Origin of the sequence: Nostoc sp. CmiVER01 (genome assembly GCF_034531135.2) — a bacterium.
Taxonomy (GTDB): domain Bacteria; phylum Cyanobacteriota; class Cyanobacteriia; order Cyanobacteriales; family Nostocaceae; genus Nostoc.
In genome coordinates, this window is sequence record NZ_JAVRBU020000006.1 from 318,140 (window position 1) to 330,125 (window position 11,986).

An 11,986-nucleotide genomic window follows, 5' to 3' on the forward strand; every position below is an offset into this window, starting at 1 on the left:
CTATATCCGCTAAAAAAAGTTAGTTAAACAAAAACTCCCAGCACATTAGCGCTGGGAGTTTCTGTTTACAAATTTTGCTGACAGTATTTATAAGCGGTATATGCCATTGTTACAACCCCGGTGATAATGGCAGATTCATCGACTTCAAATTGGGGATGGTGCAACGGGTGGTTAATCATTCTTTCTTTATAGCCGACACCCAAACGAAACATGGAACCGGGAACGTGTTCCAAATACATAGAAAAATCTTCAGCACCAAGGGAAGGTTCGGGTAAGACTTGAACGCGATCGCTACTCCAAGCTTCTTCTGCGGCTGATTGTAACAATTGCGTTAGGGTATAATCATTTTGGACACTGGGTACACCCTGGCGATAATTGACTTGATATTTTGCCCCATAGGTATGGCAAACATTAGATACAATGTTTTCAATCCAGTTTGGGAGATGGGCCCGGGTTTCAGGATGGAGCGATCGCACGGTTCCCAATAACTGCACTTTATCAGCAATTATATTCGGCGCTCTGCCACCATTAATCTTACCAATGCTCAATACTACAGGACGCAAGGGATTCTGCGTCCGGCTGATGGCTTGTTGCAATGCAGTAATTACTTGACAAGCAATCCAAATCGCATCAATCGCCTCATGGGGACGCGCCCCGTGCCCAGATTCTCCCATAATCAGAATCTCTAAATCATCAGCTGCGGCTGTTAATGCCCCGTAACGCACGCCAATAGATCCTGCGGGTATAGAAGGGAAAACATGAACCCCTAATACAGCTGAGACATTTTCCATTGCCCCATCTTTCACCATCCAGCTTGCCCCTTGAGCAATTTCCTCGGCTGGCTGAAATAAAAATCGTACTTTCCCACCTAACTCTTCAGCGATTTGGGACAGTACCATTGCCGTTCCTAAGCCCACGGTGGTATGGACATCGTGACCGCAGGCGTGCATAATACCATCTGCACGAGAAGCATATTCTAAATTAGTGCCCTCTTGAATTGGCAAGGCATCCATATCGGTGCGAATTGCCAATAAATGGTCATTTTCGCTAATGCCTTGCAGTTCTCCAATAACGCCCGTTTTGCCAACTCCTTCTTGTACGTGCAGACCACTAGAAGACAAAACACCAGCCACAAAAGCTGCTGTTTGGTACTCTTGGCCGCTCAGTTCTGGGTGAGAGTGAATGTGGCGGCGAATTTCAATTAGGCGGGGCGCTAGTTTTGTTGCTAAGTCTTTAATATGGGTAAGCATGGATTCAATTAATCTATAGGCTTTTTTCCCATGATAAAGAACTGTTAACAAACAAAATGCTTTTGCTATACAAGGATAAGTCAAGCAAGAAGACGAGCAGAGAGGAATGAGGGAGATGAGGGAGAAATAATCAATGCTCCCTTCCCTACTCCCCATTCCCTACTCCCCAGTTTATTTTGAATAACAGGTTGTGCCTAAGGTATTTTCGGGTTTGAACTCGTTACATGCTCTAATATTCTGACGTTCTAACGACCAGCCATAAGGTTTGTCGGAGGTAACGACACCATTAGCCAAAGTTGTCAGTCGGAAGTTAGCCCCCCGAAAATTGGTAAACTCCAATTTGGCATTTTTTAAGTTTGCTGCTTCCAAATTAGCGCTGATGAAACCGGCATTAGACAAATCGGCATTTTCCAGAGATGCTGATTTTAAATTTGCACCTGTTAAGGAAGCACCATTGAGATTGACCGAATTCAAAACCGCAGCTTCTAAATTTGCGCCAGTAAGATCGGCATTCGTGAGATCAGCTTGAGATAATGTAGCACCACTCAAGTCAGCCCCTCGCAAATTTGCTCCACTTAGATTCAGTTTAGTAAGGTCAGCACCACTCAAATTACATCTAGGACAGGTACTTGTTGCCTTCAGCTGATCTAAATCTAGCTGATTTGATGCAAGGGCTTGCTCTGCAAATCCAAAACAAGCTAACAGAGCAACGGTAGCAACAATTTTGAGTTTCATATTTTTTACAGATATCCACAAAAATGACAAGTGACACATATTACGTATTGCCATAGTTACATATCTTTTTACAGATATCCACAAAAACGGCAAGTGACGCATATTGCGTACTGTCATACTTACATATACTGCCTCCCCAAAGAACAACAGGGATGAAGCATTGATTAAGAAGGTGTAAAAATACTATAAATTCTAATGGTAAGACTACTCAAACTAAAATATAGGCTATAGAATCAAGTCGTAAGGAACTATACCGAATCTCTTATAGACTACCACATATGTGATCCCCCTAGCTCGATGAAAAACACGACTAGGGGGATCTTGTTTTTGAGCATTGGATTAACAGCAAAGGCAGAGGACAGAAAGAATTTTTGATATAGTCACCGGAATGAATCCGCAGCGAAACCTGACTTTTCACGGTGTCTGGAAAACCTCACTTCTATTTCTGTCTTCCTTTAAGGAGAGAGACTTTGAATTTTCTCCCTTAGAGCATCGGGAAGGGCGTTATACCAATTCGCAATTCGCAATGGGCTACGCCCCGCTTTGCTAACGCAATTAAGAAACCTAGATGCAACAAGACTTTCCTGATTTACATCTGTTGCTTCATTTTGGAGAATTGGTATTACTGTCTCTCTACGCCCGTTTAAGGTCGTGGTAATGCCTTATCTCGACTATTTTTATATCCTTAGCCGCATTTTTATGTCTCTATCCTGCTCAATACCACAGTTCATGCAAAGTATTGAACAAGCAGACTTGATTTATGGGTTCCATCTATTAATTGTCTAGAATGCTCAAGCAAGCTTTTCTGATTTAGCCTCACACATTTAGTTTGTCCATTTTACTACGTCTTGCTCCAAAACTTGTACAAAACCGATCGCAATTTGAATTAAAGGCCAGCCTATTAAACAGATAAATGCTGCTCGTCGAGTCGTAATATCTAATCCTTGGCGCACTGCGACAATTACCGCTAACAAACTCCACACCGCCAAAATTAACTCAATTGGTCGTCCTAATAAGGGAATCAGAGTTAAAAAATTTAGTATTTGTGGTGCATAGGCAAAGCCTATTGGAATAAGTAAATCATTGTAAGTAGGATCTATGGGTTTGAGCCATTGCCCAATTTTCCAAATTGTGAATGTCCAAAAATAGTATCCTATGATAATAGCGATCGCATTAATTAAAAGACTTATCAAAAATACAAAAACCGTAGCTCGATTTATTAATAAGATTACACCACTCCCTATGGCATGAGAAACAGCACCCAAAATTACAATATTTAGGGCTAACTTACGATTTTTATGTGTATTGCGGGCATTCTCATAGAAGTTACCATTCAATGCTAGAGCATACCGAAGTGTTTGACACAAATTTGATTTTGATTTGATATTATTGGTGTTCATTTGTTCTAAATAATGAAAGATGAAAAATTATACAAAACAGAATTTTATAAAACAAGCAATCAAAAATCGAAATTTAAATATTAACATTACTTAACCTACAACCTCTATAAAACAATAATATCAAATGCGTAAGATTGGCGGACAATTACTACTATGCTTGCAAAATGGAACATTAAAACTGTTAGTTTTAGCAGGATTAATACTTCTTGCTTGGGGAACTATTGCCCCTGTTGGGACTTTGGTATGGTGGTTGAGTCAAAGTTCTGAAAGCTTGGGTATTAAGAAAAGTTTAATAAAAAAGTCGCCCAGAGATAACCTTTCATCTAAACTTGAAAAATCGCAAAATATTGATTGCTATATAGTTTTTTTACCAGGAGTGGGAGATTTCTCTGCCAATCAATTAACTCAAGGTGAAGAATTTTTTCTAAATGAATTAGAGCGAATTCATCCTAATTGTGTAACAGTGCGGGATGTTTTTCCTTACTCCGCTGCTAACGAAAGTTTAGGAGGGCGACGGTTGTTAGCACCTCTGTGGAGTGCAGCCGAAAAAGCAGATGGTTGGTTCTCTAATACAGATGTTTTAATTAAAATTCGTAATCTCTGGCGGTTTGCTATTTCTGCCGATGACCGTTATGGACATATTTATAACTTGGGAATTGCGAATGCGATCGTTAATCGTATGAATGCTGTATATCCTTTACCCAAATATCCAAAACAAAGACTCAAACTGATTTTAATTGGAACCAGTGGTGGAGTGCAAGTTGCTCTTGGTGCGGTTAATTATCTCGATCAGTGGCTAAATGCTGAATTAATTGTTGTCTCAATAGGTGGTGATTTTAATGGTGAAAACGGCTTTGATGCAGTTGAGCATGTATACCAACTTGTAGGTCGCCGAGATTGGATTGAAGATATTAGCCAGATTGTATTTGCTTCACGCTGGCCAATCACAGTAGGTTCACCTTTCAATAAAGCTCGTCGTCAAGAACGTTATACAGTTGTGAAAACAGGCCCTCATGCTCATAGCGGTTCTCAAGGCTATTTTGGTACAACAACAATCGGACAAAGCCAAACAACTTATGTAGAATTAACACTCAAAAAAGTTAATCAACTACCAATTTGGTCTAATCAAAAGTAACGGTAACAGTCTTGATGGTACAAGATACAGCCTGTTACTCTTATATATAGCAATCATAAATGAGTCATGAAATTTACCGATTCTTCTCTCTGCGTTCTTTGCACCTCTGCGATTAATTTATTATTACAAACGGTTTAGGATTGCTATAGCAGTCCTAAATTATTTATGAACTTTTATGTTTCCCTTCTTGACGCTCTTTGCGATTTCTCTGTGAGATGCTGTGCGTTAATGGAAGCCGACGCACCAGAAGGCGATAGCCTGCCTGCGGTAAGCCGCTATGCGTTTACGATAATTTTTAGAAATAAAATATGATTTATATAGTAAAAATAGCCATCTTGGTAAAAAAGTATCAGATCGTACAAAAAATTATTAACTTACTTGAAAAAGTTTAGACAAAATGCCAACATTCCAGAAATTTGATTGCTATATTAGATTAAATAACTATTATGGCAAGGATTAAAAAGCTGTGAGGGATGATTTGCAGGGTTTGGAAATTAGTCAGCATGAACTACAAAAGCTGACTAATTTACCTGTTAACGATCAACTTTTAATCATTACAAAACCTCTGAAAGAATTAGTAAAAACATACATTCAAAAAATTCAAAGCTCGGAAGGAGCAACTGTAATTTTTATTGGGTTTGCTACATTTGTTTTTGCTTATCTTTTATTTGATATTTTTATAAAAGTATTTGTAGCATGGATAACAATTCCATCTTGGATATTATTAATTATCTTAGGTCTTTGGATTGGCGGTTTTACCCAAAGCATATTATATTTAATTTGGAAAAGTCAAAATAAAATTGTCAAATTTAACATGACAAATTCTTTGCAAATTTTGTTAAATGATGTTGAAAGATATAACACTGTTATTAGAGCAATAGATATCAATGATCAAATAGAAGAAGCTGGTAATCCAGAAGTGCTTATAAAGGAAAGAGAGAGCGTTATTGAAGCGCTAAAACTCACTAAATCAGATTTAGTTCGTGCTTTGAAGACAGAAAAAATTTTGAGAGAAAATAAAAGTTTTATCCTTAGTAATACAGAGCTATTCGTCAACAATTTAGCAACTTTAACAGCCATGCAAGTAAACGAACAGGCTACTGAACATGGAAGATTACTCAATGAAGCCTTACAGATTGCATTAGATGTACAACACGAAATGAAAAGATTACAGACTCAACGCTAAGATAATTTGTAATTCGTAATGGCCTTTATAGACAGAGGAACACGGTGAAGTTCTTGTTGGGGGAAAGATATTTAAATCAACCTGCTATAAAGGCTTCAGAGCAAATAAATTTATTTATGCCTAAAAGCAAAAATATTGATTTCGAGATGTGTAATACAAGAAATAATCTGACTTTTCACAGGATCTGGAAAACTTCACTTCTATTCCTTTATTCTGCAAAGAGAGAGGCTTTGAATTCTCCCCCTTCCCTAGTAAGCCTCGGATCTTTCTTAACATTTGCGAAAGTCTTGACTTCAAGCCTACTCACTACACTCAGTGGCTTTTTGGATAATCTTTCCCACAGTTGCGATCGCCGGTCTAACATAAAGAATATCAAGTAAGCGATCGCTTATCCGCATGGACTGGAAAGAAGTTAGAGGCAACTGGGTAATCATTCCCCGAAATCCTATAGGTATCATCCATTTTTTAGGAGGTGCATTTGTCGCCACTGCACCCCACATCACTTATCGCTGGTTACTCGAACAATTGGCAAGTAAAGGTTATGTTGTAATTGCTACACCTTTCGTCAATACTTTGGATCATACTGCGATCGCAAAATCTGTGCTGCTAAACTTTGACCGCACTCTAGAACGCTTACACGATTCTGGGGCATTACGCAAGCTTTACTACCCCATCTATGGCATGGGGCACAGTATGGGCTGTAAACTTCACTTGCTGATTGGTAGTCTCTTTAAAGTAGAACGCGCAGGCAATATTTTAATATCCTTCAACAACTACGCCGCTAAAGAAGCTATCCCCTTAGTAGAACAGTTCAATTCTACTTTTGCGATTGAGTTTACACCCTCACCATTGGAAACTAACCAGCTTGTCCAAGAGCGTTATGACATTAGGCGCAATTTATTAATAAAATTTAGCAATGACACAATTGATCAATCCGCAGCTTTAACCAAAATCTTACAAGAACGCTTTGATCAAATGGTGACAATACAAACGTTACCAGGAACTCATACAACACCTCTAGGTCAAGACATTAAATGGCAAACTGGAACATCTTTTACCCCCTTTGATGCCTTAGGGCAATGGTTCAAACAAGAAGCATACCGCGACTTAAACCAGCTAAAAAATACTATCCTCTTGTGGGTGAACCCTCTTGCACCCCCATAATGTTTTATGACTATTGAAAAATCATGAATCCGACAGAAAAATAGAAAGGAGTTAGTAGTATTAACATACATATACTACTAACTCTTTAGCCGATAAACTATTTTTATTTTCTATTTTTAGAGCAATAGCAATAATTTATTAATTAGTGTCTAATAAAATCTTTTATGTTTCAAATATTAATAATTGATGATGATTATTCAATAAGAATACTTCTGAAAAGGATGCTGGAAAAGCAGGGTTATCAGATAGTTACTGCTAGTAGCGGTGAAGAAGGAATAGAAAAGGCATTGGCTTATCGTCCAGCACTAATTATTTGTGATTGGATTATGCCAGGGTTAACTGGTCTGGAAGTCTGCCAGCACATTAAGAAAGATCCTAAATTTTTCACTACATTTTTTATTTTATTAACATCTTTAGATTCGGTTGCCGATTGCGTCAAAGGTCTAGATGCTGGCGCTGATGATTTTATTTCTAAACCTATCGAGCATAATGAATTACAAGCACGGGTAAGAGCGGGATTACGTCTGCATCAGTTGAGTAGAGATTTGCAGGCTCAAAAGTTGCTTTTAGAATCAGAAATGTCAGAAGCCGCAGAATATGTGCGATCGCTACTGCCTTTTCCCATGACTGAACCCTTCAATATAAATTTTCGATTCATTCCTTCGCGCCAACTTGGCGGTGACTGTTTCGATTACTATTGGCTCGATGATGATTATTTGGCAATTTACTTACTTGATACTGCCGGACATGGACTCAAAGCTACTCTTCCCTCTGTTTCAGTGCTGAATCTGCTGCGTTCCCGTGCGCTTAAAAGCCTAAATTATTATCAGCCTAGTGATGTGTTGAAAGCTTTGAACGATACCTTTCAGATGAATTATCAAAATGACAAATACTTTACAATTTGGTATGGAGTTTACAACCGAACCAACGGTCAGTTAATTTATGCTAGTGCAGGTCATCCACCAGCTATTTTAGTAAGTGGCACATCTCCAAGAAAGTCTGAAGTTCAACTCTTGAAAACCCCTGGTATGCCCGTTGGAATGTTTCCAGAAGCAAAATATATTGATGGATTTTGTAATATTGAAAAATTCAGTACTCTTTACATTTTTAGTGATGGTGCTTATGAAATCACTAAACCAGATGGCACACTTTGGAGTTTGGATGCTTTTATTCAGCTACTAGTTAGCTTACAAAATCCGGTTGATTGCCAACTCGACCACGTACTGAGTTATTTAATCGCTCTGAACTCCAAAGATGCTTTTGATGATGATTTATCTATTTTGCAAATTAAGTTTGATTAATTAAGTTTTTGGAACTAAAACCTGATTAAATGCGTCTTGACTAGGAAATATTTCAAATACTTTATCCATATTAGTCAGTTCAAATAAAATCCTGACTTGCTCATTAACTGAGCATAGAACAAGCTTACTATCTGCTGCCCGCAAGCTTTTAAAAGCTAATACTAAAGCTCCTAAACCAGAACTATCCATAAATGTTACATCTTGAAAATCAACTAACACAATTTTTGTACCTAATTTTAAACTTTCAGTAATATTTTGTCGAAAATCTTGTGAAGTTGTGGCGTTTAAGTTTCCAGCGAGTTTAATGATTTTCACTTGTTCTATCATAATTATGTCATGCTGATTTGTGTATATGATGCTTTGATTTTGTTATTATATACCCATCATAGAAAATTAAAAATGCTTACAAGTAAAAATCATAATTTGCTGCTGAATATTTATTGATAAGTGATACCAGAAGAATAAGTAAGGATAAACCATAAATATTTTTATCTTATTATTAATCCAGAAATAATTTTTATTTAACCAAGTACTACATGACTACTTACTAACAAATCACTAACTAAGAATAATAGATATACATATTCTATTGAGAGCTTAATATTCAACTACAAGTAAAAATTCCAGATTTTCGGATAATTTGCTAAAAATTTTTGCAAAACTGAAATTTGTTCAATAAACATTATCAAAATAGCCTGCAAAGGTAGGCTTTGTTTATATAACCCAGACTTCTAGTCTGAGGGAATTAATGTGCAACTTTGTATAATAGTAATTAGCATTTACATTTATTTATGTCCGATTACTTACATAATTGCAATAATTCCTGTCTAAATTAAGAAACTTTAGCAAAAAAAGTTGGTTTTATCCCTTTCCTAAAAAACAAGGTAGGAGGCAGAAGGCAGAAGGGAAAAGGGTTTTACTTGTTTCCTCCATTCATAACGGAAGCGAGCGCGTCCCTAAACAGCTTTTGTCACTTTCCGAGTATTCTGAATAAAAGAAAAAATAAAAGCCTCCTACCTCCCGCCCTCTGCTTTTCCAGATAATTAGAATTAATAATATACAATTACTCGCATAGGTCAATTTCTTCCATTGTCTTTTGTTGTTGGAGATACGCAAGAGCTTCTAATGTATCTACTTGAGGAAATTCGGTGTAAAAATTACTTACACTCCAAAAGGGTTCTGGTGTTTGCAAGACAATGGTGCGATCGCCCCACTGTTCTAACCAGGGTAGCAATGTTTGTGGTGCTACTGGAGTACATAGCCAAACTGCTGCTGGAGAAAGCGTTTTGAGAGCAGTTGCCGCTACTGCTATTGTCATACCTGTAGCAATGCCATCATCAACTAAGATCAGCGTCGCATTCTCTACATTCACCTGCGGACAAGCAGGAATTAATAAAGCCTCAAGAGACTTAGCAAGGTTTATCGCTTTATTTAAAGCTACTTCTCGCCATCGTGCATCATTTTTAAAACGAGATAGCTTTTGATCAGCCCAAAGAACATTTCCAAAAGTAGTCACTGCACCAATTGCTAACTCTGGGTTTTCTGGATGGCTAATCTTTTTCGCCACAACAATTGTCAACGGACAATCCAAAAGACGTGCTATTGGTGCTGCTACTGGTATACCCCCTCTTGGCAAAGCATAAACAATTGGTATAGGCTTTACCCCAGAATCAATAGTTTGCTGAGTCAAAACATCATGAATAACTCGCGCCAATTCCTCACCCGCATGGGTGCGATCGGCAAAAAGCGGGGTATGTAACATGGTTTCCCCCAGCATATCAGGACGGTACTGCTTTTATGATGACTGAATTTTGTCTCAAATTAACTGATACAATAAGATTTGTATAAATAACTAAGTATTCAGCAAAAGTCTATTGATTCTGATAAATCTCCAACCAGAGCAGTATTTAATTCAGATAAGACAGATGGTGCTGATGCCAAAATCCTAATTTTCATGAGCAGCGAAACCCAACTCAGCCTCTTCGACGACTCAACCCTTAACCAACGAGAACTGATTCCTACAGACGCTAAAATTGCGATCGCTCCGGGAACTTATTCTGACATAACAGAGTTGGCACAGCATTGCAATAGCTGTCACCGTTGTGCATTGGGAGACACTCGGACTCATGCTGTCGTCGGACGCGGTAATCTCAAAGCCCCAATTATGGTTATAGGGGAAGCGCCTGGTCAAAATGAAGACGAAACCGGCTTACCATTTGTAGGCAGATCGGGGCAGTTGCTAGAGAAAATTTTGGCATCCGTGCATCTGACTACTGAGCAAGATGTATATATAGCTAATATCAATAAATGTCGCCCACCAGATAATAGAGTTCCTACTCCAACAGAAGTGGCAGCTTGTTTACCCTACTTACTAGAACAAATTCGTATAATTGACCCCAAAATAATCCTGTTAACAGGTGCAACTGCTGTCAAAGGCATCACAGGCGATAAGCGGGGGATTACGAAAATTCGCGGACAGTGGCTAGAGTGGGAAGGGCGTTTATGTATGCCAATTTTTCATCCTTCCTACTTGCTGCGTAACCCTTCTAAAGAAAGAGGTGCGCCAAAATGGTTGATGTGGCAGGATATCCAAGCAGTGCGTGCCAAATTAGACGAAATCCAAAATAACAGCTAATTTGGTAAATTCGCTTAAATTATATTGTATTTCACTAATTGCGATCGCCTGTTTTAATTGAAGTGGCAGCGATCGCACCCGAGTTAAGTTACCATTACATCCAATCAATTAGGGAAATTAGCCCATGAGTTTCGTTTTAGAGGGTGACACACCTCCTCTCCGAGAAGATGAAACTGGAGCAATTCGAGTTGGCAATTCAAGAGTTTTGCTAGAGGTCGTAATCCGAGCTTTTCAGGATGGCGCATCCCCTGAGTCTATTGTCCAAAGGTACTCTACCCTATCATTGTCAGATATTTACAGCACCATTGCTTACTATCTTCGGCATCAAAACGCTGTAAAATCCTACCTTAATCACAGAGAACAGTTAGCTGAATCTGTACAGCAACGTTTGTCCAGTGTTCAACCTGATTTGAGTAGACAGTTTGAAGCTCAAAAAAATGATTCACTATAGCGCTACAAAAATACGTTTAAAATTTTAAGTAGATATTATTTATTTCTGTTTGAGTTCGTTAAATCACCTTATTTTTTAAAATAAATTTTTAGTACATTCATGAGTCGCTTGGAATCGTAGCCACAGACTGAGAGGTAAGAATAAAATTATCCAACATTTAAAAATTATAATTTTCATATAAGATTTATATTCTTTCTGGCTCATACCTTGAACTTTGTCAAAATCTAAAAAATGACCTAAACCTAAAGCTAGTGGAATTAAAACAACACTAAAAATAAGGGTTTCAGTAATAAATTGACCCATATATGTTTATAAAACAAGAAATACTTAACAATTTATATACGCTCAGGACATGAACCAAATTTATCTAAAAGCTCAGATATAAGCTGATGATTTGAACAACCCCAAATGACGCTAACATTGCTAGATAGATTAAAGCCTGGTTCGCCATAACCTGATAATGCCATAGCATCGGGAACTATAGTCTCTTTATAGATACAAGTTAAAACTTTATTGTCAGGTGGCGAAATGGGATTACGTCCACTATCGTGTTGCAATGTTCCAGCAACCCATCCACTGGGGGTTAAATGCCATTCTCTCGATTCTTTACTTGACATATTTTGTTTTTATATTTTACTGTGTTGATTTTATTACATTTGTGATGCAGACAATATTAGTATAACTACTTATTAATATTAAAGATTTCACCCTTGTTAGAACCAAGAGTTG

12 protein-coding genes are annotated in these 11,986 nt (G+C 37.9%); 6 read left to right on the plus strand and 6 right to left on the minus strand.

What is annotated here, in order from left to right:
- Positions 1 to 65: 65 nt before the first annotated feature.
- The 3 genes from RMZ43_RS12175 to RMZ43_RS12185 all read right to left on the minus strand — a co-directional run bounded on the left by RMZ43_RS12175 (position 66) and on the right by RMZ43_RS12185 (position 3,385).
- Positions 66 to 1,250 (minus strand): M20 family metallopeptidase, encoded by a 1,185-nt coding sequence (locus RMZ43_RS12175; protein WP_322652736.1) that lies wholly within the window; start codon positions 1,248 to 1,250, stop codon positions 66 to 68.
- Between the two features lie 171 nt (positions 1,251 to 1,421).
- Positions 1,422 to 1,985, minus strand: a complete 564-nt coding sequence (locus RMZ43_RS12180) for a pentapeptide repeat-containing protein (RefSeq protein WP_322652747.1) — start codon at positions 1,983 to 1,985, stop codon at positions 1,422 to 1,424.
- 824 nt (positions 1,986 to 2,809) lie between these two features.
- Complete coding sequence (locus RMZ43_RS12185) at positions 2,810 to 3,385, minus strand: Yip1 family protein (protein WP_322652737.1); 576 nt, start codon at positions 3,383 to 3,385, stop codon at positions 2,810 to 2,812.
- A 124-nt stretch (positions 3,386 to 3,509) separates the two neighbouring features.
- On the opposite strand from RMZ43_RS12185, the gene RMZ43_RS12190 reads away from it, so the two are divergent.
- The 4 genes from RMZ43_RS12190 (at position 3,510) to RMZ43_RS12205 (ending at position 8,171) form a co-directional block, all read left to right on the plus strand.
- Entirely contained in the window at positions 3,510 to 4,520 is a 1,011-nt protein-coding gene (locus tag RMZ43_RS12190; protein WP_322652738.1) for a hypothetical protein, read from the plus strand.
- 466 nt (positions 4,521 to 4,986) lie between these two features.
- Entirely contained in the window at positions 4,987 to 5,706 is a 720-nt protein-coding gene (locus tag RMZ43_RS12195; protein WP_322652739.1) for a hypothetical protein, read from the plus strand.
- A 396-nt stretch (positions 5,707 to 6,102) separates the two neighbouring features.
- Positions 6,103 to 6,870, plus strand: a complete 768-nt coding sequence (locus RMZ43_RS12200; RefSeq protein ID WP_322646705.1) for a DUF1350 family protein — start codon at positions 6,103 to 6,105, stop codon at positions 6,868 to 6,870.
- 164 nt (positions 6,871 to 7,034) lie between these two features.
- The gene (locus RMZ43_RS12205) at positions 7,035 to 8,171 is read left to right on the plus strand and encodes a PP2C family protein-serine/threonine phosphatase (RefSeq protein ID WP_322652740.1); all 1,137 of its coding nucleotides are present in this window, start codon (positions 7,035 to 7,037) and stop codon (positions 8,169 to 8,171) included.
- Here RMZ43_RS12205 and RMZ43_RS12210 read toward each other — a convergent pair whose 3' ends face one another.
- A complete protein-coding gene (locus RMZ43_RS12210) occupies positions 8,172 to 8,498 on the minus strand; it encodes an STAS domain-containing protein (RefSeq protein WP_322646707.1) in 327 nt (108 codons plus the stop codon). It lies immediately after the preceding gene.
- A gap of 736 nt (positions 8,499 to 9,234) precedes the next feature.
- Complete coding sequence (locus RMZ43_RS12215; RefSeq protein WP_322646708.1) at positions 9,235 to 9,933, minus strand: phosphoribosyltransferase; 699 nt, start codon at positions 9,931 to 9,933, stop codon at positions 9,235 to 9,237.
- A gap of 192 nt (positions 9,934 to 10,125) precedes the next feature.
- Between RMZ43_RS12215 and RMZ43_RS12220 the strand changes: the two genes are divergently transcribed.
- Together RMZ43_RS12220 and RMZ43_RS12225 are read left to right on the plus strand one after the other, a co-directional pair.
- Positions 10,126 to 10,806 (plus strand): uracil-DNA glycosylase, encoded by a 681-nt coding sequence (locus tag RMZ43_RS12220; RefSeq protein ID WP_322652741.1) that lies wholly within the window; start codon positions 10,126 to 10,128, stop codon positions 10,804 to 10,806.
- Between the two features lie 124 nt (positions 10,807 to 10,930).
- Entirely contained in the window at positions 10,931 to 11,257 is a 327-nt protein-coding gene (locus RMZ43_RS12225) for a DUF433 domain-containing protein (RefSeq protein WP_322652742.1), read from the plus strand.
- A gap of 335 nt (positions 11,258 to 11,592) precedes the next feature.
- On the opposite strand, the gene RMZ43_RS12230 is transcribed toward RMZ43_RS12225, so the two are convergent.
- Positions 11,593 to 11,874 carry a hypothetical protein gene (locus RMZ43_RS12230; RefSeq protein ID WP_322652743.1) on the minus strand — a complete coding sequence of 94 codons (282 nt, stop codon included), beginning with the start codon at positions 11,872 to 11,874 and terminating at the stop codon, positions 11,593 to 11,595.
- Between the last annotated feature and the right edge of the window lie 112 nt (positions 11,875 to 11,986).